The organism is Spongiibacter taiwanensis (assembly GCF_023702635.1).
Classification (GTDB): domain Bacteria; phylum Pseudomonadota; class Gammaproteobacteria; order Pseudomonadales; family Spongiibacteraceae; genus Spongiibacter; species Spongiibacter taiwanensis.
This window is the reverse complement of record NZ_CP098455.1, coordinates 3,002,045-3,028,314: the sequence shown is the minus strand read 5'-3', so window position 1 is coordinate 3,028,314 and position 26,270 is coordinate 3,002,045. Positions and strand designations below refer to the sequence as shown.

The following is a 26,270-nucleotide window of genomic DNA, read 5'->3' as shown; positions in this document are numbered from 1 at the left end:
CTAAGCCGGTTGCTGCTTATTCACCACCAACAGGTGGCCTAATAAGTTAACCGTAGCAGCAATACCCAACACCACGCTTAGGGCGGCGATCTGCACCAGCCACATGGGCGGGTTATCCATGCCATGACGAACACTGAGATACAAAATACCATTGCCGAATAAGCCCATAGCAAAGCAGCTCGGTACCAGCGGGATCAGATTCAGTGCCCGCCACCCCCTCAATAGAGGCGCCAGGCGATAAGCGATAATGCCACCTATCAGCGCACTCATTGCATTGGTAAAGCCGAGAAAAATTGGGTAACCCAATACTACAAAAGGCTGGCTGTCCTGATAGGAATACACCTTAAGCCAGCTCACATAGATCATCTCGGCAATAATCGACATGGCGACAATACCCGCATACAAACGCCAGATTGTTGCCATCTTGGGCGAACGGGACAGCACTCTGGCCACCACAATAGAGGCGCCACCGTAAAAAGCCATATAGGCAGCGGGTACCCATACCGGCTGAGCACTGCCAAAGGTGGTATAGAGATTCCACTGCCCCTGTTCAAAAAACCACAAGCCGTATAAATGATCGAACAAAGGCTCCATCAGACAGCAAAGGGTACCGCTAATCAGCAAGAATACCGGCCAGACAATCCCCTCCCGTCGGTACAGCTGAATCACATAAATCAGCGCCAGCGCCGCCAAGCCGAAGGTCAGAACAGTGGAAATCAGCTGGCCCATGGCATCAACGGGCTGATCAGCACCGAGTGTTACCACGGGTGCCATGTTTTCACCCTGATAGCCCGCCACTGTTTGCAAATTCATCACTCCCTCACTTGCGCCTAGTTGTTTAGGCAACGCCGACCACGCCCTTGTCCACCAAACGCCCCAGCGCGGCGCCATCCAAGCCAAGTACTTCGCTTAATACTTCCTCACTGTGCTGGCCAAGTTCAGGAGCAGTCTGAGCGGGCAAGCGACCGCTAGCAAAATTCAGCGGCACACTGGGCGACAGAATTTGGCCAACACCCGGCTGGTTTACTTTGTTGAACATGGGGTTATCCAGCGAGCAGGCCGGATCGCTATCCACCAGTTGCTTCACGCTCTGGTAGCGACCCCAGCACACGCCGCACTCATCAAAACGAGCGGCCACTTCCGCAAAAGGTCTGGCTTGAATCCAGGGGCCAAGCAGCTCAGCCAATTGCTCCCTCGCTTTAAAGCGTTCCCCTTCCTTACGCAAATCGACATTTAGCCGACTTGCCAGATTAGCCACTTCATCGGCAATATCGGCCGCTTTCACAATGGCCTGCCACTGCTTGAGCGACAGGCCAACCACCATCACCCGCTCGCCGTCGGCGCTAACAAAGTCCCGACCAAAGGCCCCGAACAGGTCATTACCACAGCCCTGCCGTTCAATACCGAGTTGCGCCTCGGCAATAAAACCGAGGTGGGCCATCACAGACAGGGCCACGTCTTCCAATGGGAGTTTGACATGCTGGCCTTGGCCACTGCGCAGGCGATGGCGCTCGGCGGCCAGTAGCCCGACCGCAGCCATCTGCCCGGTGACCAGATCCCAGGCAGGCAGCACATGATTGACCACCTGATCCCGGCCCTCGCGAACCGGCCCCGTTAAATAAGGCAGCCCGAGGCGCGGATTCAGGGTGTAGTCCACCGCCGAGCCGCCGTGACGATCTCCCTGAATGGTTAACTGAATCAGGTCAGAGCGCTGCTTGGCCAGGGCCTCATAGTCCAGCCAGCCCCGGGCGGGAAAGTTGGTCAGCAACATGCCGGCGTCTTCGCCGGGGGCGCAAATCAGGGCCTGGGCCAGCTCCTGCCCTTCCGGTGTGGCAATATCAATGGCGACTGAGCGCTTGTGTTTGTTCAGGCCAGCCCAGAATAAGCTGGTGTCATCCTCGGTCACCGGCCAGCGCCGGTAATCCAGGCCGCCCTGGGGGCGATCAATACGAATCACCTCGGCGCCCATCTGGGCCAGGGTCATGCCGCCCAGGGGTGCCGCCACAAAGGCGGACAATTCCACCAGGCGCATGCCCTTGAGAATGGCGGGCTGCTCACTCACGCGGCGTCCTCCTGCAGAGCCCCTTCCAGCAAACTGCGGGCGATCACCTTCAGAGCCAGGGTTTCTTCGGCACCTTCAAAAATGGATAACACCCGGGCATCGACAAAATATCGGCTTACCGGCATTTCTTCGGCGTAGCCCATACCGCCGTGAATCTGCAAAGCTTCGCGGGTAATGATTTCTGCGCTGCGGCAGGCAAACAGTTTCACCAGACTAGCCTCCATGCGCCCGCCGCCGGCATCGAGTATTCGCGCCACGGCATAGGCCAGATAGCGACTCGCCGCGTAGCGGGCCCCCATCCGCGCCAGTTTGGACGCAGTAAGGGAATACTCCAGCAGCGGCTGACCAAAGACCTTGCGCTCCTGGGCATAACGCAAGGCCGCCAGCAAGGCCGCCCGCATGACGCCGCTGGCCCGGGCTGCCGTTTGCATCCGCCCGCCCATCATCCCGGCCATGGTGTAGTAAAAGCCCTTGCCTAAGCCGCCCTCTTCACCAATCACATTGGCGTCAGGCACAAAGTAATTTTCAAAGGACACATCAAAGGAGTGCATGCCGCGATAACCGATGGTGGGAATCGCCCGGCCAACAATACGACCGCCGCCCTCCTGGGTGTGATCAAAATCGTGCCCGTCGAAAGAGGGCTTCTCCGCCAGCAGCAAACTCAGGCCCCGATAGCCCTTGCTGGTGTCGGGGTCAGTGCGGGTCACCACCATCATCACCCCGGCCTTGCCGGCAAAGGTGCACCAGGTTTTGGCGCCATTGAGCAGCCAGCCCCCTTCGGTTTTGGTGCCTTTGAGTTTCAGGCTGGCCACATCACTGCCGTAGTCCGGCTCGGTGATGGCAATACCGCACAGGGGCTGGCCCTGGGCGATGCGGGGCAGCCAGGCCTGCTTCTGCGCCTCGGTGCCGCCGCTTAGCAAGGCTCTGGACAGAATTTCCGGGCGGGTTATCAAGCTGCCCGCTGCCGCCAGAGAGGCTTCCGATAAAGCCTCCGTCACCACCACCATGGTCATATTGTCGTCGCGATCATTGGGGGCGCTGCCGCCGTACTGCTCGGGGATCGACAGGCCGAACACGCCCATCTCCCGCAGCGGCTTAAGGAGTTTGTCCTCGGGCACAATCAGGTCCTGACGGTGGATCTCTTCGGCCAGGGGCGCCACCTCATCAGCGGCAAAGCGGCGGAACATATCCTGGACCATGCCCAGGTCTTCATTGAGGCTGACCTTGGCAATGCGCTCGGGGTGCTGGGCCATCAGCTCAGCGGTGTCTTGCAGAAACTGATCCCCCAATACCAGTTTGCGCAGCGCCCGGGGGGCAGCGCCGTTAAAAATAGCGCCCAGGGCATCGACGGCCGTGTCGTCCACATCCAGTTCTATGGCTTCCAGCCTATCCCGCAGCAAGGTCATTGCCTCGGCAATAAAGATGGCCGACAGCCGCATTTCAAGCTCATCACTGCTGCCCGCCCACACGGTCAGCGCCTGTTCGGCAGCCAGCAATTCGGCATTGGCCCAGGCCAATTCAAAGCTGGCCACCTGGCGACCATCCAGCCGCGCGCTATCGAGTTTGCCCTTACTGGCGCATTGCTGCGCCAAGGCGCCCGTAACGCTTGCCAGGTGTTCGCGCAGCTGGGCCAGACTGGCCTGAATGGCTGCGGTTTGGGGAAGGGAAGCTAAAGTCATCGTATTCGCTCTATCAATTCTTCAGTGCAGCGCAATCAGCGGACCAGACTGGCCGCTCTGCGCAGGGTTTCACGGGCCCGGGCAATCACCGGTGGATCAATCATTTTGCCCTTGTAGGCAAAGGCGCCCCGGCCCTCCGCCTCGGCCTGGGCCAAGGCCGCCAGCAGGTCCTCGGCATCGGCAATCTCCTCCGGGCTGGGGCTAAAGCCCGCATTCAACATTGCCGCCTGGGCGGGATGGATACAAAAGGCGCCAACAAAGCCCATCTCCACCGCCTTTTTTACGCTGGCGGTAAAAGCCACTTCATCACTGTACTCGGCAATCGACGAGGGAAAGCCAAAGGGCAAAATATTGGCCCGGCGGCAGGCAAACACCACCATCTGATTGGGCTGGTACAGGGCCTCGGGTGTTGGCTGCATGCCCACCGAGGCGGAGAAGTCTTCCGAGCCCAGGCTCATCCCTAACAGGCGTTTAGTGGCGCAGGAAATCTCATCCAGATGCGGCAGCCCCCGTACATCCTCAATCTGCGCCACCAAGTTAATACAGCCCTGAGCCAAACCTTGGTTGGCCTCGGCCTGACTGACCAGCGCGTCCACCCGCTGCAGCACCGCGCCATCATTCACCTTGGGAATCACCAGGGCACTGACACCGGGGCGCACCGCCGCGGCAATATCCGCCGCCAGCAGCGGCGCCTGGGGATTGGCCTCGGCATCGTTATTGATCCGCACCAGCACACCGACGTTATGGCCGCTGATCTGGCTGGCCCCGGCCGCTATGGCGCGGCGTGCCAGTGCTTTCTGGTCTTGGGGCACGCTGTCTTCCAGATCCAGAATGCAGGCATCAGCGCCCCGGGTGTGGGCCTTGGCAACAAATTTTTCCACGTGGGCAGGCAGGAACAGCATCGAGCGCCAGGCGGGTTTTGCTTGCATCTTAGTGCCCTCCCTCGGCAAGGCTTGCCGTCGCCTTCATGCCAATAAAGCCCTCTTCATCCACCGTCCAAAGCTCCACGGTGTTGCCCTGACGCTGGCCACACAGAGTCAAGGCCCGGTCGGCAAAGCTGGGGCGCTGGGCGCGAAAATCAAAGCTGGCGATCTGCTCGCCCGGGTAGTGGCGAGTCAGCGCCTCGGATAACAAGCTGGCCAGCAGCGGACCGTGCACCACCAGGCCCGGATAGAATTCGGTGTTAACCGCGTAGTCCCGGTCATAGTGAATTCGGTGGCCGTTGTAGGTCAGGGCGGAGTAGCGAAACAGCAGCACCGGGTCGGGCTGCAGGGTGTCGCGCCAGTCCGCCTCAGCAGGCGCGGGCACACCAGCAGGCAGCGGCGCCGGACCAGCGGGCATCTCCCGGTAAACCAGATTCTGTTGCTCGGTGATGCAGGTTGTACCCGCCTGGGAAATCTGGTGCTCCACCGTGACAAACAGCAGAGTGCCGCTTTTGCCGTCTTTTAGATCCACCGACAGAATGGTGGATTTTTTCTCTGCAGATTGCCCCAGCAGTAGTGGCGAATGGTGCAGTACCTTGCCCGCCGCCCACATCCGCCGAGGCAGTGGTGAGGGCGGCAAAAACTCGCCGGTAGCCGGGTGACCGTCGGCCCCGGTATTGGCGCTGCTGGGGGTGTCGAGAAAATACAGCCATTGCCAGCCGTTGGGCAGGGCATCGCCCGCTGCAACAGGTGTATTGCGATCAAACACCGCTGCCAAGGCCTGGGCCTTAAAGGGACTCATATCGTCCACGGACTGCATGGAACGGCCTTCCCAGCCCTCGAGGTAATCGATATTGATCGTACTCATCGGCGATTCGCCTCCTCAGTCAGAAGACTCACGCCGAGCCTTACCCGGCGACTCAACCACAAGCTGGGACGGTAGCGCATATCGCCGGTTTGAACCTGCATGGCTTCCAGAATCGCCAGGATTTTTTCAGCACCGATTTCTTCACCTATCGTCAGAGGGCCTTTGGGATAGCCCAGACCCAGCCGCACGGCATCTTCCAGATCTTCGACACTGGCAATACCGCGCTGGACAATATTGCAGGCGATATTGACGATGGTGGCGAGAATGCGCTGGCAGACAAAACCGGGGCTGTCATTGATAAGGGTGACGGCGGCGTCCTGGGCCAGCAGCGCGTGGGCCGCATCCCGGGCCTGCACGGTGGTGATGGGACTGATCATCAATGTGCAGCGTTTCTCCAAACCCGGCAGCGGATCAATGGCCACGCAGCGGCTGGCATCCAGTTCTCGCTCCGCGCAGTAGGTGCTGACATCCCAGCCCCAGGGCTGGATCAACAGAAGATCGGCGGTATCAGCTTGCGCAGAAAGGGTCGCGCCGCCCTGCTCTACCAGGGCTTTCAGGCCAGCCGCATCGTCTGCTGCCGGGTCTACCCACACGCCGATGGCACCGGGCAGCACCGGCACCGGCAAGGTCGGCGTATCCTGGCGCTGGTTGTTGTCATAGCGATACCAACCCTCGCCGGATTTGCGTCCAAACAGCCCCGCCGCAATACGCGGGGCAACCAGGGGTGAGGGCCGAAAGCGGGCTTCGTGCTGAAACTGGCTGTAGATGGATTCCATCACCTTGCCGGACACATCCAGCCCAGTCAGGTCCAGTAGCTCAAAGGGGCCCATCTTGAATCCGGCGGCCTCACGCATCAGGGTATCCACGTCCTGCACTGACGCGCACTGATCTTCGATAATGCGCAAACCTTCGGTGTACAGCCCGCGTCCAGCATGGTTCACCAAAAAGCCGGGCTGATCGGCGGCGACCACACCCCGGTGGCCGCAGGACTCAATCAATGTTTTGAGGGCCTCGATATTCTCCGGCGCACTGCGCACCGCCGCGATAATTTCCGCCACCTTCATCAGCGGCACCGGATTAAAGAAATGCAGCCCGGCGACCCGCTCCGGATGCTGGCAGGCCGCCGCGATTTCCGCCACGGTCAAGGAAGAGGTATTACTGGCCAGAATGCAGGAAGGCGAAACCACGCTCTCCAGCTCCTTAAAGGCCGCCTGCTTGGCCTCGATGGTTTCAATAATGGCCTCGACCACCAGATCGCAGTCGGCCAATTGACTGAGGCTGTCACAAGCGTGAATCCGGGACATTGTGGCATCGGCTTCGTCCCGCGTGCTGCGGCCTTTTTCCACCGCCCGATCCAACAGACCGGCAACAAAATCCACGGCCTTGGGCACCGCGCCGGCAAAACTGTCAAAGCAAAATACCTCGTAACCGGATTGGGCAAACAACTGGATAATGCCGCGGCCCATAGTGCCCGCGCCCAAAACCCCAATGCGTTTAATTTCTCTCACGGTGATGGTCCTTTGCTTCGTGTCGTTATGCGTGTTTATTTAGTTCGGTGGTGCTGTTTGAGTGCAAAGCGCTGGACGGGAGACGGAAGACGCTAACACCAGGGCAGCTTCGCTGCATACGCAGCTTTGTGCGGCGACGCCGCACTCGCTTTTGCGTCTTCCGTCTCCCGTCCAGCGTTCAGCGTCCTTTAAACTCCGCCTTGCGCTTTTCCAAAAACGCGGTCATCCCCTCGGTCTTGTCTTCGGTATCAAACAGCAGCAAAAACTCGCGGTTTTCCATGGTCAGTGCCGCGTCCAGGGGCAGGTCCGCGCCCTGCTTCAATACGCGCTTAATCGCCGCGATGGCCTTGGGTGGCATTTTGCTGGCGGCCTTGGCCAACTGCTGGGCCCGGGACAAAGTCTGCCCCGGCTCGGCCAACTCACTGATCAGCCCCAGCTGATAAGCCCGCTCGCCGGTAATGGCCTCGCCGCTCATCAGCATCATGCTGGCCACGGCCTTGCCTACCGCCCGAATCAAACGTTGGCTGCCACCGGCGCCGGGCATAATGCCCACCCGCGCCTCGGGCTGACCAAAGCGGGCGCTGTCGTCGGCGACGATAATGTCGCACATCATTACCAGCTCGCAGCCTGCGCCCAGGGCAAAGCCGCTCACCGCCGCCACCACGGGCTTGCTGCAATTGGCTACCGGGGCCCAGTACTGGCCCAGATCAATGTCCGCCACCTGCTGGGAGCCCTTATCCACCAGCAAATTCAGGTCGGCACCGGCCGCAAAAACCTCGTCACCGCCGGTAATGACAATGGCCAGAACCGCGGGGTCTTTTTCCAGTTCCCGAAAGGCATCGGCAATCGCGCCGCGCAGAGCCAAATCCAGGGCATTGCGTTTTTCCGGCCGGTTGAGGGTAATGGTGGCAACAGCGCCCTCTCGCGCTATCTTGACCAGGGCCTCAGTCATGTTTGCCTCCCTCTTGTCTTGCCTGCATGGCCGCCACAAAATCCGGGTCGCGCTTTTCGTTAAAGGCGGCAAAGCCCTCTTCAAAGTCGGGGCCGGTCAACAGCTGAGCCTGGTCGTTTTCCTCCCGCTGCCATTCCTGTTCAAGGCTGGCCGAGGGGTGCATCAAGCTCTGTTTGAGCAGGTAAAAGGCATCGCCGGGCAGAACCGCCATAGTCTCGGCCTGGGCCACCGCCGCCGCCATAATGTCGCCCTCGCCGGCATTGCTGTCGGCCAGGCCAATCTGCAGGGCCTCGTCAGCCAGGATCATCTGGCCGTTGGTCATAATCCGTTTGGCGACGGCCACCCCAACCCGGGCTGGCAGGGTGCGGAGGGTGCCCCAGTCCGGCACCAGCCCCAGGCGCATAAAGGGGAACAGAATCTTGGTGCTTTTACCCACCACAATATGATCACCCAGCAGGGCCAACCCCACCGCAGCGCCCGCGCAAAAGCCTTCCACCGCCGACACCACCGGCACCTTGCTGTCGGCCACCAGACGACACAGCGCATGGATATGTTGCATCCGCGCCCGGGCACCGGCTTCATCCAGACCGCCCATGCTGGGCACATCACCACCGGCGGAGAACACGCCTTCCACACCGCCCAGCACAATGGCCCGCACACTGGCGTCTTCCCGCAATTGCAGCAGGGCCTCGGTCATCTGCTGGCGCACATCAAAATCAATGGCGTTGCGCTTGGCGGGCCGATTGATCAAGACCCGCCGAACATGGGCGGAGGGACTGTCGACCAGAATCACACTCATCGGCACTACTCTCCCAGGCGACCCACAATGGAGACGCTACAAATATTCTGGTTGGGCTGGCCGCCCAGATTGTGGATCAGCCCGGTGCGTACATCGGCAAGCTGACGCTGGTCCGCCCGACCCTGTAGTTGCAGATACATTTCGTAGAGCATGCGAATACCGCTGGCCCCCACCGGGTGGCCAAAGCATTTCAGGCCACCGTCGATCTGACAGGGAATGGCGCCATCCGCGTTGAACTTGCCATCCAGCACGTCCCGCCATGACTTGCCCTCATCGGACAATTGCAGGTCTTCCATGGTGACCATTTCAGTGACCGAGAAGCAGTCGTGGACCTCGGTCATGCTGATTTCTTCCCGGGGCTTGCTGATACCCGCTTCTTCGTAGGCTTTTTTCGAGGCGATGCGGGCGGTATGAAAGTAGCTGCCATCCCACTCACTGCTCGACATTTCCCAGCCGTTAGACACCGCTACTTGTAAGGCTTTAAAGCTCACCAGATCGGTTTTACCCAGTTCCCGGGCGATCTCCGGCCGGGTCACAATCACCGCCGCCGCGCCGTCGGACACCCCACAGCAATCGAACAGCCCCAGGGGCTCGGCGATTTTGGGTGCCCGCAAACACTGATCCACCGTGATCTCTTTGCGCAGGTGGGCCTTGGGGTTTTTAGCGCCGTTGGCGTGGCTCTTTACCGACACCTGGGAGATCGCTTCTTTCAGGGTAGCTTTATCAATCCCATGCTTGGCCCGGTAGGCCGCCGCCAGTTGGGCGAAGTTAGCCGGGGCCACGGCCGCCGGATACCACTGGGGAATATAAGTGCCCACGGTGGCCACCGGCAGTCCGCCGTAGCCGGTGTCTTTGAGTTTCTCTACACCCAGGGCCAGAGCGATATCGCAGGCGCCGGAGGCCACCGCGTAGACCGCCGCCCGCACTGCTTCTGAACCGCCAGCGCAGAAATTCTCCACTCGAGTCACGCCAATATTAGGCAGGCGCAGGGCGATACTCATGGGGATACCGCCGCGACCGGTGCCCACGTCTTCCATATGGGTGGAGAACCAGGTGGCATCGAGCTGCTCCGGGGTGATGCCGGCGTCCTGCATGGCTTCGTTGTAGGCTTCCACCATCAGGTCTTCGGGGCTGGCGTCCCAGCGCTCACCGAACTTGGAGCAACCCATGCCGAGGATGGCGACCTTGTCTTTAATTCCTTGGGGCATTTTCTAACCTCTCTTAAACCTGCTCGCCGTTACTGTTCTCAGACGCGGGATACGACGTGGGCGTGGCCTTCCAGAAATAGCGCTTGTAGCCCCGCAGTTCGTCCACATCCTTGACCCGGAACACCATCTCAACTTCGCCGCCACTGTCGATATCGCCGGGGCTGACATCGGTAAACTCCATCAGCAGCCGTCCGCCGCCCTCAAAGTCCACCTGGCCGTATTGATGGGGCGGCGCCATGTAGGACGACAGATACTCTGCCGACCAACTCAAAATGCGGCCTTTCTTATCCGCTAGGGGATAGGGTTCCTGAGTATCCTGGGACGGCGCACCGGGGGTATAGCTGATCCGTGAAGGCGGAAAGTGAACATCGCCACTGACCGTGCAGCGACCACCCACAAAGCCCAGCAGGGCGTCGTGATGGCGCCAGGACGTGCTGAGGGCGGTCTTTTTATCCTGCTCGCCGCGCATGCCCCGCTCCAGTTTTAATTGGCCTTTGTAGGCCAGGTAACGGGTGTAACTGTTTTCTTCCTTGCCGGCGGCGATCTGCTCCGCCAGGCTCTTGACGGGCTTGAAGTCGGCAATGGCCTCGGTCACTTTCAGCAAGGCGCAGGAAATACCGCTGCCAAACTGGCACAGCAAAATGGTCTGGCCGGGCGAGGCCTGCTCCAACACACTACAGAGCATCAGCAGGGCGTGGGCGCTGCCGGTATCGCCGACGGTGGCCGCAAGATTGTCCGCCACGGCCTCGGCGGCAATGCCGCATTTTTTCGCCAGCTGGGCATCGGCGCCGCGAAACACGGTGGGGAAAATAAAATGATCAATGGCATCCGGGCTCACACAGGCATCATTCAACGCCTGGGATACGGCCTTGGGACCCATCACGCCGATGCCTTCATCCCGCACCCAGCGCTCTTCCCAGTAGTAGTCGATGTCCTCGCCCTGCAGGCGGAAGCGGTCGACAAAGTCGGCGGTCAGGGCGCTGGTGGCTAGGACTTCTGCCAGCACCTTGTCACTGCCGAAACTCAGGGCAGCGGCGCCGTCACCGTAATCGAGTTCAGCGGGACTGGCGGCCCGGGTACGGCGATTACTGGCCGCCACCAGCAGACCTGCCTCACCGGCCTTTGCGGCATTCACTAACTGGCTTACCGCAGACACTGCCGCGCTTTGGGCGCCGCACAGATCGTTGGCGTAAATCGCCTCGGGCAGGCGCAGGACCGCAGCGACAACACCAGCATTAAGTCGCTCAGCAAAGGGCAGGCTGTCAGAGGCCAGCACCAGGCGGGCAAACTGATCCCGGGCCACGGATGCCGGCAAGGCATTACGGGCCGCCGCCACCGCCAGGGTGATGGCATCTTCATCCCAGTTGGTCATACTGCGCTGGCCTTTGCCCTTTCCCTTCAGGCCTGGGGCAAACCAGGCATTAGCCTCGGTGACGGCGCTGCGATTTAAACGCAAGCGAGGCACGTAAGCCCCGAATCCGGTAATTCCAATTGTCACGCTTTATCCTCTCATTCTGTTTGTACCGCGCAGCGATTGGTCGCGCAGCTATAGATCGCGCAGAAAGACAACCCTATTGAGCCGCCCCCGGCCCCCACTGGGCCTGCAAAAATTCGCCGATCTGGGCAATGGCCTGACGGGCCTCTGGCAAGTCGTCGGCAAACTGTTGAAACACGTGAATCATGTCCGACCAGACACTCAATTCCGCCTGCCCGCCGCTGGCCTGAAGCTTCTCGGCAAAGGCCACTGAGTCGTCCCGACCAACTTCCCCTTCTGCGACCTGCAGCAGCACTGGCGGCAGATTTTGCAGGTCGCCGAACAGGGGCGACACGCCGGGCTGGGCGGGGTCTACACCCTCGCCGAGGTACTGGCCGGCAATGGCCTGCAGCATAAATTTCTGATGAATCGGATCGCTTTTAGCGCATGACGCATAGCTGTCGCCGCTCAGGCTCATGTCCAGCCAGGCCGACAACAACACCGCCCCGCAGGGTTGCGGCAGGGTCTGATCTCGAATCGAAAGCAACAGTGAGGCGGCAATCCCGCCGCCAGCAGAATCCCCGGCCAGGGCCAGGTTTTGCCCTGCGTGACCCGCCGCCAGTAAAGCCCGATACACCGCCATGCCATCCTCCAGCGGCGCCGGAAAACGGTGTTCCGGGTTAAGACGGTAATTGACGCCAACAACCTGGCAGTCGGCGGCGGCGGAGATCCTAACCATCAAATCGTGGTGGGAAACCACCGAACCCATCTTGTAGCCGCCGCCGTGAAAATAAAGGCAGGCGCGCTGGGTATTTACCCCCGGCGCCGCAATCACGCGTACCGGCACGCTGCCAAGCTCCGTGTCTTCAAAATCACAGGGCTGACTGTCATTCCAGAACAGCTCATCCCAATCCGCCCGCATTTGCTCAGCGGAGGTATTCCGGCGCCATTTGCCATAGACCTGGCGCACCCGCTCGACCACCGCGTCGACCCGAGCCTGGGGTTCCGGCGTGGCAACCATCAGCAACCCATCCCGCCGGAAACACCGAGGGTTTCGCCGGTGATAAAGCCCGCATCATCGGCGGCCAGGTAGGCCACCGCTGAGGCGACCTCCTCCGGGCGACCCAGCCGGCCCAGTAGGGTAGTTCCCTCCATAGCCTTAAGCAGTTTGTCGCCGCCCTGCTCCACCGCCGAACGCAGCAGCGGTGTATCCACCGGGCCCGGTGCAATCACATTAGCGGTAATACCAAAGCGACCATTTTCCCTTGCCAGGGACTTGGTGAAGGCGATCACCCCTCCCTTGGCCGCCGCGTACACCGAACCACCGCGAGAACCCTGACGACCAGCTTCTGAGCCGATATTGATAATCCGGCCAAAGCCCTTTTCCTGCATGGCCGGTAGCGCCGCGTGGCAGGTGGCCAATACCGCCTTCAGATTCACATTGAGCAGGTAGTCCCACTCTTCCAAGGTGGTTTTGGTAAAGAAGGCGTGCTGGTCAATACCGGCGTTGTTCACCAGAATGTCGAAGGGGCCGTGGTCGCCAATGACCTTCATACAGGCCTGGGTGTCGGACACGTCCAGTGCCACCGCAGTGGCGCCAGTGCGGGCCACCACATCGGCCACAGGGCCGCTGTCACGGGCAGAAAACACCACTTCGCACCCTTCAGCGGCCAGGCGCTCCACAATCGCCAGGCCGATGCCCTTGGCTCCCCCGGTAACAAAGGCCCGACGGCCTGTCAGCGACAACTGGGCCATGCTTATTTCCCCTTGAATTCCGGCTTGCGCCGCTCGATCACCGCGCTCAGGCCTTCCATCACGTCCTCGCTCTTACACAGTTCGGCAACGGTCCTGGCTTCCTCTGGCATAGCGGCATCAATGCCCAGGCCGCTGGCGGTCCACAGCAGCCGCTTGGTGGCCGCCAGCGCCAGGGGCGCGTTCTTGGCCATCTTGCCGGCATAAGCCTTAGCCTCTTCGAGCAGGGCATCATCGGCCACAATGCGATTCACCAACCCAAGGTCCAGTGCCTCCTGGGCATTGAGGGCGGTATTCATCAACAGCAGTTCGGCGGCTTTGCGGGCGCCGATCAAACGCGGTAGGGTCACCGACAGACCGGCATCGGGGGCCATCGCCACCCGGGTGGCACCGACCATGTAGTTACTGGACTCGGCGGCAATCACCAGGTCTGCCGCGCACACCAGACCCATGCCACCACCACCTGCCGCGTAGCCCTGCACCGCTGCAATCACTGGCGCATCCAGATGGACCATGGCGTTGATTGCCACCTGCAGGTGCAGGGTGGCCTGACGAATATATTCCGACAGCCCGTCGCCCTTGGATTTAAAGGTTTTAACATCGCCCCCGGCGCAGAAATTGGCGCCCTTGCCAGTGAGCAGGACCACCCGCACCCGGCGATCACCGTGACATTTCATCAGCGCGGCATAAAGCGCTTCCAAGGTGGGAATATCCAAGCCATTGGCAGACTCGGGACGATTCAGCTCCAGATGGGCAACGCCGTCCTGCAAGGACAGTAAGGCAGCGCCTTCGCCAATCAAAATTTCAGCCGAGCTCATTGCGGGCTCCTTATTCCCTGTCCGATCTCAAACGAGGAAAGACAGGGTGTAAATGGGTTTATCGTTATTGACCAGCACCACTTTCTTGCGCGCCATGCGCAGACCGTCGTCACTGCGGCGCAACACAAATTCGTTGCGGGTGGCCCACACGGTTTCGCCGCGCAGATTGGACTCATAGATCAGGGCATTGCTGGCAACTTTTATCTCGTGGCCGTCATCGGACAGAATTTCGATGTTAGACACTACCCGGCCAAGGGCCGACTGGGGCATCTGAGTGTGACGCTGACCGGTGTGAAACTGCTTGATGCGTAGACCAATCCGGGAGCGGTTGTCGTAGATAATCGACATCTGCTCTTCGGGATCAATGTCAGCGCCATTGGCGGGAATCCAGTAAATGGCGTCGTCGGTCCACAGTGCCTCCCACTCATCGTAGGCGTGACTATCCTGCAGGCGGGCCTCGCGATACAAAAACTGCTGCACTTCAGCCAGCACGTTCAGATCGATTTGCATGCTCATTCGGCCTCCATCAATTCGCGGTAGTGACGCCAGATGCCGCGAGTCGTCACTTCATCTGTGTTGTCGGCAACCAAATAACCTTCCTCGTCCTCGCGCTCCCGGTGAATACCGCGACCGAGGTAGTTCCATTCGGGGTTCTTTGCGGCCACGCCGCGCTGGGTGCGCTCATACATTTCCGAGTCGTCGGCCAGCAGGAAGCCCGCCGGCCCGACCGAGCCCATGGTCTGCTGGCGCAGGCGGCGATTCAGGTCGGGCGCCCCCTTGAACTGCAGCGCGGTGACATGCTGAATCGTCTCATCAACAGCCACTGCCTGAATCACAAAAATCTGGATCTCGGCAATAAACAGATTGGGGAAAATCATCACATGGGGCGTGCCGTCGATCATGATTTCCCGGGCTTTTTCCTCACCGTAGGCCGCCTTCATTTTTTCCACATACTCGGGCAAGCGCTCTTCAGTGGTACCAAACCAGTTCATCAACTTGCCGATGCGGCGAAACTCAGGGCGCAGGTCGTTTTCGGTGTGACCGTCACCCAGGTCCCGGGCCACTGCGGTGGAGGCACCGCCGTACAGATCACCGATACCGCTTTTGGCGACGCTGAAAATGGAGTCGTGAACAAATTGCGGGTGGTAACCGTCGGTCTCGTTCTCCACCAAAAACTTCCAGTTGGCCTTGGCCTTGTGTTGGAGGAAACCGGCAGTGATCTGTACTTCACCTTCGGGTGAGGTCATCACCAGCCGGTCAATGGCGTCGCGACCGCCGCGGCCCAGGTGCTCTTCCAGGCTCGGCCCCTCGGCGGCAAAGCTGCCAAACACAAAGCCTTTGTACTCGGCTACCCGGGTCACTTTGCCCAGCCCCAACTCGTCGCGATTGACCGTTTCGTAGCCATCGGGATAAGGATAGCCACGCAACTTTCCAGTGTTAGAGAAAGCCCAGCGGTGGTAGGGACAGGTAAACACGCCCTTGTTGCCCTTGGCCTCGGCGCAGAGCTGATTGCCACGGTGGGGACAGCGATTCTGGAGCAGGTGAATCTGGCCATCACGGTCCCGGGTCATGATAATTTCCTGGGGGCCAATCGACTTCATCACAAAATCATTGGCATTGGGCACCTCAGTGGCGTGGCCGACATAGACCCAGGTTTTGTACCAGATTTTTTCCAGCTCGAGCTGAAATATCTGCTCGTCGGTATACAGCGAGCCATGAATGCGATCACGCTGCACCAGCTGGCCGAAGTCCGGCGTTGACCGGGCAATGATTGATTGGGATTCCATTTCGTTTCTCTCGTCAAAAACGTCATTGAACGCGGAGTAGGCGGGGCGCAGGCTGTAAACAGCAGTCTGCGCCCACTGGGAATAGCAACCCTTGCAGGATAGCAATGTGGCGCAAAAACCAGATCGTCGCTTCCGACGATCAGGCGCTATCCACCGGGCTTCAGCCCTCGATCAGGTCGTAATCATCCTTGGTGGCACCGCACTCGGGGCAGCACCAGGAATCGGGAATGTCCTCAAACCGAGTACCCGGAGGGACACCATTGTCGGGATCACCCTCCCGCTCATCGTAGATGTGGGAACAAAAACGGCATTGGTAGCGGCGCATGGCAATTCTCCTATTATTTTTCTAAGGCAAATCAGGCTTTGCCGGGGTAAATAGTGGGCCGGATGGCAAAGTCGTGCTGAATGGCCAGGTCGTGGCGGCGCAGCTCCGGCTCCAGCAGCTTGAACACCCGCTCATTGTTGTAAAAGGGCGTCATCGGAAACAGGTGATGAATCAGATGGTAGTTCTGGTACTGCAACACCGGATTCATAAACCACTCAAAGCCTTTTCGCACCGTGGTGGCACGAGTGTAATTCTCTTCCTGGGGGGTATCGTGGGGCACGTGAGGCAACCAGAAAAAACTGAAACCCAGCATCAGCAGAATCAGCCGCGAAGGCACAAACCAGAGCATAAAGACTTCAAAACCGTAGCCAAAGTAAGTCGCCACCGCGACCACCGCGACCACTAGCGCCAGGCGACGCAGGCAAGCGCGGAAATAGGGCTTGCAGACCTTGTCTTCGGTGTTGAGGGCGTGGACAAAGTAGCAGGCATCGATGGCCATCCAGCGAAACGGCAGGGTCCACCAGGCACCGTTGAACATCCGATCAGGGTCTTTTTCACCACTGGCGAACCGGTGATGCAGAATGTGCGCCCAGCGGAACATGCGCAGATCGACATAGGGCAACACCCAATCCAGACCAATCTGGCCAACCCGGTCATTGAGCTTGGTGTTGGTGGAGATGGCACGATGGATCGAATCGTGAATCACGCTGAAAGACACGTAACCCACAATGGCATTGAGCAAAGTCCCTACCCACAGCGGCACCAGACCCAACCAGCCGCAGACGATATAGCTGAACAGGTAGGTTATCGACAGGGCGACCGTCATAACGATAGTCGGCGTGGACAGCTTCGGCGCGGAGGTCAGTCGCTTGAACTCCCGCTTCTGCGCGTCGCTAAAGGACTCCATGGATATATTGGCCCGGCTCATTGCTTCCTCCTGTGCAGACTGGCTGCGCGTTATTATTTCGAATTAGTGGCTGAGTCACATCGTCGCAAGCGACGACTCAATTTTTTGTTCGCGCACTGCCGAGCAAGCGCTCCAGCAATGGCTTGATGATTTCTTCCAGGCGCATGCCGTGTACCAGCTGATCAGCCGTATGCAGACTCAACAGCCCGTGTAGGGCCACCCAGACGTGGTGGGAAAATTCCCGCGCATCCACCGCCAACAGACCGGCATCAACGCAGCGCTGCACTCCCTCCACAACGTGATCAAACACCCGCCGCCTGGCAGCCAGGACTTGGGGATACTGCTCCGGCGCCGGCTGCTGGCTGGCAAAAATCAGCATGTAGTCCTCAGCGTGCTCCCGGGCAAAGGCCAGATAACCCATGGCAATGGAATACACCTTTTCCAGCGGCTCATGCGCCCGGGTCTCGTAGTCCCGGACGTAACTCTCGAAGCGGCCCAGCGCATCGGCCCGCATCCGCGCGACCAACGCTTCCTTATTATCGAAATAGCGGTACGGCAAGGTATGGCTGATCCCCAGCACCTCGGCAATGCGACGAAAGCTCAAGGACAACAGACCGTCGCTGCGATACAACACCAGGGCCGCCTCGGACAGACGCGCCCGCATGCTCTCGACTTCCTGCTCACTTTGCTGAGCCCTGGGCATAACACTCTCCAAGCAATTGATTAACGGTTTGTTTAACACTGTTTATTTAACGATGTTAATTTATAGCTCCAAAAAAACCGCTGCGCAAGTTTTTTCCAACTGCAACAGCGGAATCCGCTAAACCCAACCTAGCGCGGCCGCTCGTCGACGCCGATTACACCCGGTACAACGTCACCACCGCAGCACCGCCCAGACCAATATTGTGTTGCAGGGCCACGCGAGCGCCCTCCACCTGGCGCTCGCCCGCCTGGCCGCGCAGGTGCCAGCACAGCTCGGCACACTGGGCCACTCCAGTCGCCCCAATCGGATGACCCTTGGACATCAGCCCGCCCGAAGGATTAACCACATAGCGGCCGCCGTAGGTGTTGTCGCCATCGGCAATGAGCTTACTGGCCTCGCCTTCGCCGCACAGACCCAGGCCTTCATAGCTGATCACCTCGTTGGGGGTGAAGCAGTCGTGCAGCTCTACTACCTGCACATCCTCAGGCCCCAAACCGGCTTGTTCATAGGCGGTTGCCGCCGCCCGCCGGGTCATCTGAGCACCCACCAGATTAATGGCGCTGTCCCAGCTGTCACTGGCATCGGTGGCCAGACCCTGGCCGGCGATTTCCACCAGCTGGCCAATGCCGTGTTTTTTGGCAAAGGCCGCGCTGCACACAATCGCCGCCGCCGCGCCGCAGGTGGGCGGGCACGCCATGTAGCGAGTCAAATGGGGCTCGTAAATCACCGGCGAAGTCATCACCTCTTCCAGGGTCATGGGCGCGGTAAACAGGGCAAAGGGATTGCGCCCGGCGTGACTGCGGGTTTTTACCGCCACCTTGCCGAAAATCGCCGGGTCGGCGTCATAGCGCTTGAGGTACTCCATGCCGCCCGCGCCAAATACGCAGGGCGCCGGTCCGGCCTTGGTGATGGGATAGCCGAGGCGATCCATCCGCGCACCAAAATCCTCAAAGGGGCTGGGACGATCATTCCAGTTACTGCCCAGGGCGCCGGGCTGCATCTGCTCAAACCCCACCACCAGCGCGCAGTCCACCATCCCCCCGGCCACTGCCTGACGGGCCAAAAACAGGGCGGTAGAGCCGCTGGAGCAATTGTTGTTCACGTTGATAATGGGGATGCCGGTTTCCCCCACCCGATACAGACCTTTCTGTCCGCAGGTGCTGTCACCATAGATATAACTGGCATAGGCCTGCTGCACATCGCCATAGCCAACGCCCGCATCTTCCAGCGCCAAACGCACCGCTTTTTCGGTCATTTCATCGTAATTTTCGCTGGCACCGGGCTTGGCAAACTTGACCATACCGACGCCGGCCACAAAGGCTTTTTCGCTCATACACTCATTCACTCGCTCACTCACAGGGGCGCCACCTGCGAGGCAACAGCAGATGACGAAATTGATGGGTGACATGATCGGCCAGCCAGGGCCGACAGCGGTCGTCGGATGCGACGATTTTCAGCCCAACTCGCTACAGGCCCCCCGAGGGGCACTAAAGTTCGTCGGATTCGACGAGAAACCAGCGCAGCCCGCCCACTACACTGCGCTCTAAATAAATCAAAACAATAGCAAGCCGAGGCTGCATGACCTACCAAACCCGTTCCCAATTGATCGCCATCGACTGTGCACTGCTCGCTACCGCACTAATGATGGCCGCCATGCTGTTTGTCGGCAAATGGTTTCCCCCTATTGCGCCCGGCCTGGACGCAGAAGCGCTTGCCCAACTCTACCGAGAAAATACCCTCAACTATCGCTTTGGCAGCCTACTGATGATGTTCGCGGCAGTTTTCTTCTGGCCCTTCGGGGCCGCCATCTCTGAGCAGATGAAGCGGGTCGAAGGCTACCGCCACCACCCCATGGCCAGCATTCAACTGCTATCCCTCAACGGCCTGATCTGGGCCATTTTGTTCCCCAGCTTTCTGTGGATGCTCGCCGCCTTCCGGCCCGAGCGGGCTCCCGAAATCACCCAGGTCGTTAATGACCTCGGCTGGCTGGTCTTTATCGGCACGGTAACGCCGGGGATGATCCAGTTGCTGGCCATCGGCTATTGCGCCGTCAATCAGGACCCGGACAAACCGGTATTTGCCCCCTGGTTTGGCTTTTTTAATATTTGGTGCGCCACCGGTTTTATCGCCGGTTCACTGGTTGCGTTTGTCAAAGACGGCGCCTTCGCCTGGGACGGCCTGATCTCCTTCTGGATGGCGGCCACCTTCTTTTTTGCCTGGATTCTGGTCACCTGGTACGCCGTGCGCCGCGCCATTCTCGAGCAAGCCGCCGAACTTACCGCCGCTGCCGGGGAGGACGCACAATGAGTCATGCAACTCACTCACGCTACAGCGGCGACCCGGCAATGTGGGTGCTGCTGCTGGGCGATACCGTGATGTACTCCCTCTTCCTGGTGTTTTTCGGCTATGAGTATCGCCAGCAACCCGAGGTATTCAGCCAGGCCCAAAGCACCCTTCACGCCGGCTTTGGCTTCTTCAACACCCTGGTGCTGCTGACCGGCTCCCTGCTGGTGATTCAGGCCATTCGCCAGGCCCGCCAGAACTTGTATTCACCGGCCCAGCGTTCCCTGCTCTTGGCTGCGCTCTGTGGTGCAATCTTTGGGACCTGCAAAATTATTGAGTACAGCCTGGCGGTGTCGGCGGGCATTAGCATCACCAGCAATGCGTTTTATCTTTACTACTTTGCGCTGACCGGCTTCCACTTTTTGCACGTTGCCATTGGTACTGCGGTACTACTGTGGATGCGTCGGCACTTATCGCTCTCACAGCAGCAAGGCTCGCAAACAGCGAATATCACCCTGCTTGAGTCCGGCGCCAACTTCTGGCACCTGGTGGACCTGCTGTGGATTCTGTTGTTTCCCATTATTTATCTGGTGTAGCCGATGACTAATCTTTTCACCGACCCGGTCGGCAAAATCTGGTTGCTGTTGATGGTACTGACCGCAACCAGCTGGGGGCTGAGCCTGACCGGCAGCAACGGTGCCGGCGGCATCGCCAGCGCCACTATTATCGCCATCGCCGTAACCAAGGCCGTGCTGATTTTGCGTTATTTCATGGATGCCCGGGACGGGCCAGCCTGGCTGAACCGCAGCATTTATCTGGGCGGCGCCACCTTATTTGTGGTGCTGGCCCTGCAACACATCTAAAGAATCCACACTGAGCAACGCTATGAATACAGACCGTTTCAATGGCCAATTTCTGCGCCTCGAGGACATCGGCAACGACCGACTGGAGTTGGTGCTCGACAACCAAAAGGAAGGGGTGAACACCCTCAGCGAAGCCTTTATCGACGAGCTGCAACGCGCCGTCACAGCGCTGCAGTCACAACCACCGGCGGGCCTGCTGATAAGCAGTGCCAAACCCGGTTTCCTCGCCGGTGCCAACATTGATGCGCTGGCCGCCCTGCTCCGATCTACTGACGAGGTGCAGGTCAAATTTTGCCAGAGCGCGGCCAGGACACTTTGTGCACTGGAAGACCTGCCCTGCCCCAGCGTTACCCTGATCAATGGTTTTGCCCTGGGCGGCGGACTGGAATTTGCCTTGAGCAGCGATTACCGGGTGGCAGAGAGCAAGGCCACATTGGGCTTTCCCGAGGTCGGTCTGGGAGTCTTGCCCGGTGTCGGTGGCACCGTCAAATCGGCTCGTTTGGTGGGCTTTGCCACCGCACTGGAATGGCTGAGCACTGGCCGCTCCTATCCGGCGGGCAAACTGGGCGATTGCCCCATGGTCGATCAGGTCTGCGAGGCGGAGGCCTTGCGGGAGCAGGGCCTGGCCCTGCTGGATCAGGCGATGGTCGGCGAACTGGACTGGCAGGCCCGCCGGCAACAGCGCCGGGGACCAGTACAAGTTGACGAGACGGCCCTTGCGGCAGCAAAAGCCCAGGCCATGCCCCGGGCGCAACACTACCCCGCTGCTCTGGAGATTATTGAACTGGTTCAGCGCTGCGCTGAACTGGACCGGGATGCCGCTTTAGTTGAAGAAGCTCAGTCCTTCGCCCGGCTTGCCAGCTCCAGCACCGCCCGGGCATTGGTGGCGGTATTTCAGGCGCAGCAGTCCCTGAAGAAGAAAAACAAAGGTGTCGCCCGGGCCGAGAACATTACCCGGGCTGGCGTCCTTGGCGCGGGCATTATGGGGGGCGGCATTGCCTTTACCACCGCCCAGCGCGGCACCCCAGTCATTATGAAGGACATTGCCGATGCCGCCATTGAGCTGGGCATGAGTGAAGCCCGCAAGCTGCTGAAGAAGCCGGTTGCCACCGGCAAAATCAGCGCCGAGCAGGCCGACGCCATTCTCGGCTCGATCCAGGGCCAGACCGATTATCGCGAATTTGACAGCCTCGATATTGTTGCCGAAGCGGTGGTGGAAAAGCTGGCGGTAAAACAGGCTGTACTGGCCGAGGTCGAGCAGCAAACCCGAGCCGACACTGTGCTCGCCTCCAATACCTCATCGCTGTGTATCGCCGATATTGCCAAAGGACTGGCTCGTCCGGAAAACCTTACCGGCATGCACTTTTTCAACCCGGTGCACATGATGCCCCTCGTCGAAGTGGTGAAGGGGCCCCAAAGCTCAGATAGCGCCGTGGCAAGAACGATTGCCTACGCCCTGCAGATGGGCAAGACGCCGCTGCTGGTGAAAGACTGCCCCGGCTTTTTGATCAACCGCATCCTCGGGGCTTATTTCAGCGCCTTTAACCTGCTAGTACGCGATGGTGTCGCCTTTGCCCGCATCGACAAGATCATGACCGCCTGGGGCTGGCCCATGGGCCCCGCCTACCTGCTGGATGTGGCAGGCCTGGATACTCTGGACAAGGCAATGATGGTGCTGGGTGAAGCCTACCCCGACGTGATGACCTGCCCCGGAGAGAGCGCCATCTCGCGCCTGGCCCGGGAGGGCCGCTACGGTCAAAAGAGCGGCGCCGGATTTTACCAGTACCAGAAGGACGACAAAGGTCGCCCCCAGCGCAGGGATGACCCCGACAGCATTGCCCTGCTGACCGACATTCAAGTGCCGGTTGCGAGGGAGATCAGCGATCAGGAAATAGAGCAGCGCATGCTGCTGGCGATGGTATTGGAAGCCAGCCGCTGCCTGAGTGAAGGTATTTGTGACAGCGCCAGCGATATCGATACCGGTATGCGCCTCGGCACTGGCTTTCCAGCACATTTTTGCGGCCCACTCTGGTACGCTGATTTTCTGAGCGGCCAACAACTGCTCTCATTATGCGAGCAATACACCAACTTGGGTGGGCTCTATCGCGCCGATGACAACCTCGTCGCGATGGCCACCAGGCAGGAACACTTTTACAGCGCCTCAGAAACCAGCGCAGGGCGGGTAAGTGTTTAGGCAAACCCGATACGAACTGACAGCCGCGCCGGGCGGCGAGAGCGAAGCCAATGCAAGCCACAACAGCAAACCACACCGACCAGCCCCAGGCCGCCGCCGATCCGCATCCGCGCATTGCCAGGGTCTTTCAAGCCCAGGGACAGACTGCGCTGGCCCTGCGGGAATCGACCGTTGCCCAACGCCTGGAAAAGCTGGAGGCGCTGCGCCAATCCCTGCTGCACCACCAGCAGGCCATTATCGATGCGGCGGCAGCGGATTTTGGCCGCAGTGCCATGGAGGCTGAATTTACCGAGCTGATGCCGGTGCTAATGGAAATTGGCGATCACCGCAAGCACCTGAAGAAGTGGCTAAAGCCCAAAAAGGTTGGCGCACCGCTGATGATGTTTGGCACCCGCTCCCAGGTCCGCTATGAACCTCGCGGGCGCTGCCTGATTATCAGCCCTTGGAATTATCCGGTGAATCTGACCCTGGGCCCGCTGGTGCCTGCCATTGCCAGCGGCAATGCGGTGATGATCAAGACCTCTGAAATGTCGCCCCACTTCTCCAAGGTGATCAAAGGCATTGTGGAGGACTGCTTTGACGAGAGTGAAGTGGCAATTTTTGAGGGCGACGTCAGCGTGGCCTCTGCCCTGCTCGACCTGCCCTTCGATCACATGTTTTTCACCGGCGCCCCCAGCATCGGCAAGGTGGTGATGGCCGCTGCTGCCAAACACCTCAGCAGCGTCACCCTGGAGCTCGGCGGCAAATCACCGATCATTATCGATGCGTCTGCCGACTTGGAACGGGCCGCCAGCACCATCGCCTGGGGAAAATTTGTTAATAACGGCCAGACCTGTATCGCCCCCGACCATATTTATGTGCACAGCAGCGTCAAGGCGCGCTTCGTTGAAATCTTGAGCCGAACCTTGAGCCAGTGGCACGGTGAGGGCAGCGCCGCCCAAGCCAGCCCGCACCTGGCGCGCATTATCAATCCGCGCCATACCGCCCGCGTTAATGGCCTGCTGCAAGACGCGCTGGATCAGGGAGCGACATTGCTCTACGGCGGTGCTACCGATCTGGACGACCGCTTTATCTCCCCCACCCTGCTGGGCGATATTCCGCCCCAGGCGCGAATCATGGGGGAGGAAATCTTCGGCCCGCTGCTACCCATTATTGACTTCAGTGAACTCGATCAGGTCATCGCCGCCATCAATGCCCAGCCCAAGCCCCTGGCCCTGTATATCTGGAGCCGCAATCGCGCCAACACTGAGCGCATCATCGCCAAAACCAGCGCCGGTGGCACCTGTATCAATCATGTGATGGCCCACTTCCTCCACCAGAACCTGCCCTTTGGCGGGGTCAACAATTCCGGCATTGGCAACTATCACGGCGAATGGGGCATTAAGGCTTTTTCCCATGAACGGGCGATTCTGGAAGCCAAACTGCATACCTCACACTACTTCTTCCCCCCGGTGGCGGAAAAATTGCGGGGCGTACTGCAGTGGCTGATGAAGCGGATGTGAATTAAGGCCGGTACGTACTACGCCAGCATCTTCAGGATCGCATCCTGCAGAGATGCCAATCGCGCCGCCTCGGAGGGCGCTGACGCAGGTTGGGACTCCCTTACCAAATAATCAAACTGGCAGTACCCCAACAGCATGCCATTCACCAGATGTACCGTTTGTGGATCGGGTTGACGCCCCTGATAGCGGCCCACAAGATCACCGATAAAGGTCAAAAAGTACAGGTGCTGGGGCTGGCACAGCAAGCCCTGCCCCGGCAGAGCCGACTCGACGATATCCCGTTGCACTAATAACAGCAGATTCCGGTCTCGGGTAAACAACAAGAAAAAGGCGCCGATCATTTGCCGAAGTTGCTGGGCCGGTGAGGCGGTGTCATCAATCTCACCGCGAATCTGGTCAATGCTTTCGTCAAGCTTATTGACGAAAGCCTCATGATAGAGCGTCGCCTTGTTGCCAAAGTGGTAGTACAGGGAGGACAGAGGGCAACCAACCGCCTTGGCTATTTCCCGAGTGCTGACACCATTGAAGCCACGCTCGGCAAATAGCGCGGTCGCGCTGCTCAGCACGGCATCGATATCAATCGCTGAGCCACGGGCCTCTCGCTCACCCTCCCCTGGTCGTTCTCCCACCACCATGACAATGCCCTTTATTTTGCAGGAAAAAAGCCGTTATCGGCCGCAGCAGCAAAAAACCGGCGCGGCTCGCGCTTGCCCGCCTGAATATTGCCCGAACTTTCGAAATCGCAAAATCCAACCCGGTCCCCCCAGCGCGCCTCACACAAGGTATCTACGCAGCATATATCGTGGTGGTAAGACACGAAGGACTGGGGGGCCACTTTGCGACATTCAATCTCAAAGGTCTCCCCCGAGTTCAACTCCAGGGTCACATGGCCTCCCCGGTTGGATACCGAGTCAATTTCAGTATAAGTGACGATATCAACGCGCTTTGCATAGTAAACCGTGTCGTTTCTAACGATCCACCCAAACGCTGCAAGGGTATCGTCAGCGCCGTAGTATGACAGCGCCAAAAAGCCAATATCCTCCCCCAGCGTACCCGCCACCCAGCGATGGGAAAGCAGATAATCCCATTCTCTAACACCCCAGCCTCGGTCGCGAAACCCTAAGCCCTTCAGCGTGTAGTGTGCACCACCCATATTCATTTCGCCTTCGATCCCACCCGGAATGTCGGTATGAATATTGGCAAACTCCTCGGTGAGGGAGCTGTCTTTGGGATAGCACTCAACGTGGGCATGAAAATCCCGCAGACGGATAACGCCGTTGACCTCGCCATCGGCGATGGTCCACACGTGCAAGCCATCATGAAATTCGTAGCGGCAGGTGTCTCCGGCCGCAAAGCCGCCATTATCCAGCCGGTCCTCATCCCGCAGTGGCAACACCTCTACCCGTTTGTAGGTACCCTGAGGGCTCGCCAAGTGGCTCCATAGCGCAATTTTCGGCCCGTCCGGGTGATTGGGCTCAAAGCCAATGCGGTGAAAGCCGCCCACCTCATTGCCACTGTCCCACCAGGTTAATACAACACTGTCCTGCCAGTTTGGCACGGCCACCGGTGCCTGCCAGTAATTGACCTCATCACCTAGAATTTTCAGGGCGGTCCCGTTTTCCAGTTTCATTATCGGCTCCTTTTATTGTTTCTGCCGTGTGGT

At 59.5% G+C, this 26,270-nt stretch carries 26 protein-coding genes; 5 read left to right on the top strand and 21 right to left on the bottom strand.

The window, feature by feature from the left end; translation table 11 throughout:
• The 19 genes from NCG89_RS13790 to NCG89_RS13700 all read right to left on the bottom strand — a co-directional run bounded on the left by NCG89_RS13790 (position 1) and on the right by NCG89_RS13700 (position 19,122).
• Entirely contained in the window at positions 1-813 is an 813-nt protein-coding gene (locus NCG89_RS13790) for a hypothetical protein (RefSeq protein WP_251087136.1), read from the bottom strand.
• Between the two features lie 25 nt (positions 814-838).
• On the bottom strand, positions 839-2,062 hold the full coding sequence (locus tag NCG89_RS13785; RefSeq protein ID WP_251087135.1) for a CoA transferase: 1,224 nt from the start codon (positions 2,060-2,062) through the stop codon (positions 839-841).
• Positions 2,059-3,741, bottom strand: coding sequence for an acyl-CoA dehydrogenase family protein (locus NCG89_RS13780; RefSeq protein WP_251087134.1), 1,683 nt, complete (start codon positions 3,739-3,741; stop codon positions 2,059-2,061). Before NCG89_RS13780 ends, NCG89_RS13785 begins: the two co-directional genes overlap by 4 nt.
• Before the next feature lie 35 nt (positions 3,742-3,776).
• Complete coding sequence (locus NCG89_RS13775; RefSeq protein WP_251087133.1) at positions 3,777-4,670, bottom strand: HpcH/HpaI aldolase/citrate lyase family protein; 894 nt, start codon at positions 4,668-4,670, stop codon at positions 3,777-3,779.
• Position 4,671: 1 nt separating this feature from the next.
• Complete coding sequence (locus tag NCG89_RS13770) at positions 4,672-5,532, bottom strand: HTD2 family dehydratase (RefSeq protein WP_251087132.1); 861 nt, start codon at positions 5,530-5,532, stop codon at positions 4,672-4,674.
• Positions 5,529-7,040 carry a 3-hydroxyacyl-CoA dehydrogenase gene (locus NCG89_RS13765; RefSeq protein ID WP_251087131.1) on the bottom strand — a complete coding sequence of 504 codons (1,512 nt, stop codon included), beginning with the start codon at positions 7,038-7,040 and terminating at the stop codon, positions 5,529-5,531. The genes NCG89_RS13770 and NCG89_RS13765 overlap by 4 nt, the downstream gene beginning before the upstream one ends.
• 178 nt (positions 7,041-7,218) lie before the next feature.
• On the bottom strand, positions 7,219-7,992 hold the full coding sequence (locus NCG89_RS13760; protein ID WP_251087130.1) for an enoyl-CoA hydratase-related protein: 774 nt from the start codon (positions 7,990-7,992) through the stop codon (positions 7,219-7,221).
• A complete protein-coding gene (locus NCG89_RS13755) occupies positions 7,985-8,791 on the bottom strand; it encodes an enoyl-CoA hydratase/isomerase family protein (protein ID WP_251087129.1) in 807 nt (268 codons plus the stop codon). Before NCG89_RS13755 ends, NCG89_RS13760 begins: the two co-directional genes overlap by 8 nt.
• Positions 8,792-8,796: 5 nt before the next feature.
• Complete coding sequence (locus tag NCG89_RS13750) at positions 8,797-9,999, bottom strand: acetyl-CoA acetyltransferase (RefSeq protein ID WP_251087128.1); 1,203 nt, start codon at positions 9,997-9,999, stop codon at positions 8,797-8,799.
• A 13-nt stretch (positions 10,000-10,012) separates the two neighbouring features.
• Positions 10,013-11,497: a 3-oxoacyl-[acyl-carrier-protein] synthase III C-terminal domain-containing protein gene (locus tag NCG89_RS13745; protein ID WP_251087127.1), complete on the bottom strand. Its 1,485-nt coding sequence runs from the start codon at positions 11,495-11,497 to the stop codon at positions 10,013-10,015.
• Between the two features lie 73 nt (positions 11,498-11,570).
• A complete protein-coding gene (locus NCG89_RS13740; protein WP_251087126.1) occupies positions 11,571-12,494 on the bottom strand; it encodes an alpha/beta hydrolase in 924 nt (307 codons plus the stop codon).
• On the bottom strand, positions 12,494-13,228 hold the full coding sequence (locus NCG89_RS13735) for an SDR family NAD(P)-dependent oxidoreductase (protein WP_251087125.1): 735 nt from the start codon (positions 13,226-13,228) through the stop codon (positions 12,494-12,496). Before NCG89_RS13735 ends, NCG89_RS13740 begins: the two co-directional genes overlap by 1 nt.
• Positions 13,229-13,230: 2 nt before the next feature.
• A complete protein-coding gene (locus NCG89_RS13730) occupies positions 13,231-14,043 on the bottom strand; it encodes an enoyl-CoA hydratase/isomerase family protein (protein ID WP_251087124.1) in 813 nt (270 codons plus the stop codon).
• Positions 14,044-14,070: 27 nt separating this feature from the next.
• The gene (locus tag NCG89_RS13725) at positions 14,071-14,559 is read right to left on the bottom strand and encodes an aromatic-ring-hydroxylating dioxygenase subunit beta (RefSeq protein WP_251087123.1); all 489 of its coding nucleotides are present in this window, start codon (positions 14,557-14,559) and stop codon (positions 14,071-14,073) included.
• Positions 14,556-15,830, bottom strand: coding sequence for an aromatic ring-hydroxylating oxygenase subunit alpha (locus tag NCG89_RS13720; RefSeq protein WP_251087122.1), 1,275 nt, complete (start codon positions 15,828-15,830; stop codon positions 14,556-14,558). The genes NCG89_RS13725 and NCG89_RS13720 overlap by 4 nt, the downstream gene beginning before the upstream one ends.
• Positions 15,831-15,990: 160 nt before the next feature.
• Complete coding sequence (locus NCG89_RS13715) at positions 15,991-16,155, bottom strand: rubredoxin (RefSeq protein WP_251087121.1); 165 nt, start codon at positions 16,153-16,155, stop codon at positions 15,991-15,993.
• A 31-nt stretch (positions 16,156-16,186) separates the two neighbouring features.
• Positions 16,187-17,083 carry a fatty acid desaturase gene (locus NCG89_RS13710; protein WP_251087120.1) on the bottom strand — a complete coding sequence of 299 codons (897 nt, stop codon included), beginning with the start codon at positions 17,081-17,083 and terminating at the stop codon, positions 16,187-16,189.
• 76 nt (positions 17,084-17,159) lie between these two features.
• A complete protein-coding gene (locus NCG89_RS13705) occupies positions 17,160-17,765 on the bottom strand; it encodes a TetR/AcrR family transcriptional regulator (RefSeq protein WP_251087119.1) in 606 nt (201 codons plus the stop codon).
• A gap of 154 nt (positions 17,766-17,919) precedes the next feature.
• Entirely contained in the window at positions 17,920-19,122 is a 1,203-nt protein-coding gene (locus NCG89_RS13700; protein ID WP_251087118.1) for a lipid-transfer protein, read from the bottom strand.
• Between the two features lie 221 nt (positions 19,123-19,343).
• Between NCG89_RS13700 and NCG89_RS13695 the strand changes: the two genes are divergently transcribed.
• From NCG89_RS13695 to NCG89_RS13675, 5 genes are read left to right on the top strand one after another with little or no spacing between them, the layout of a single operon-like run.
• Positions 19,344-20,072, top strand: coding sequence for a hypothetical protein (locus tag NCG89_RS13695; protein WP_251087117.1), 729 nt, complete (start codon positions 19,344-19,346; stop codon positions 20,070-20,072).
• The gene (locus tag NCG89_RS13690) at positions 20,069-20,644 is read left to right on the top strand and encodes a cytochrome c oxidase subunit 3 (RefSeq protein ID WP_251087116.1); all 576 of its coding nucleotides are present in this window, start codon (positions 20,069-20,071) and stop codon (positions 20,642-20,644) included. The genes NCG89_RS13695 and NCG89_RS13690 overlap by 4 nt, the downstream gene beginning before the upstream one ends.
• 3 nt (positions 20,645-20,647) lie before the next feature.
• Entirely contained in the window at positions 20,648-20,911 is a 264-nt protein-coding gene (locus tag NCG89_RS13685) for a cytochrome C oxidase subunit IV family protein (RefSeq protein WP_251087115.1), read from the top strand.
• Between the two features lie 22 nt (positions 20,912-20,933).
• Positions 20,934-23,105, top strand: a complete 2,172-nt coding sequence (locus NCG89_RS13680) for a 3-hydroxyacyl-CoA dehydrogenase NAD-binding domain-containing protein (RefSeq protein ID WP_251087114.1) — start codon at positions 20,934-20,936, stop codon at positions 23,103-23,105.
• Between the two features lie 50 nt (positions 23,106-23,155).
• The gene (locus NCG89_RS13675) at positions 23,156-24,607 is read left to right on the top strand and encodes an aldehyde dehydrogenase family protein (protein ID WP_251087113.1); all 1,452 of its coding nucleotides are present in this window, start codon (positions 23,156-23,158) and stop codon (positions 24,605-24,607) included.
• Between the two features lie 17 nt (positions 24,608-24,624).
• On the opposite strand, the gene NCG89_RS13670 is transcribed toward NCG89_RS13675, so the two are convergent.
• Entirely contained in the window at positions 24,625-25,242 is a 618-nt protein-coding gene (locus NCG89_RS13670; protein ID WP_251087112.1) for a TetR/AcrR family transcriptional regulator, read from the bottom strand.
• Positions 25,243-25,253: 11 nt separating this feature from the next.
• Positions 25,254-26,237: a DUF7064 domain-containing protein gene (locus tag NCG89_RS13665; RefSeq protein WP_251087111.1), complete on the bottom strand. Its 984-nt coding sequence runs from the start codon at positions 26,235-26,237 to the stop codon at positions 25,254-25,256.
• Positions 26,238-26,270 lie beyond the last annotated feature (33 nt).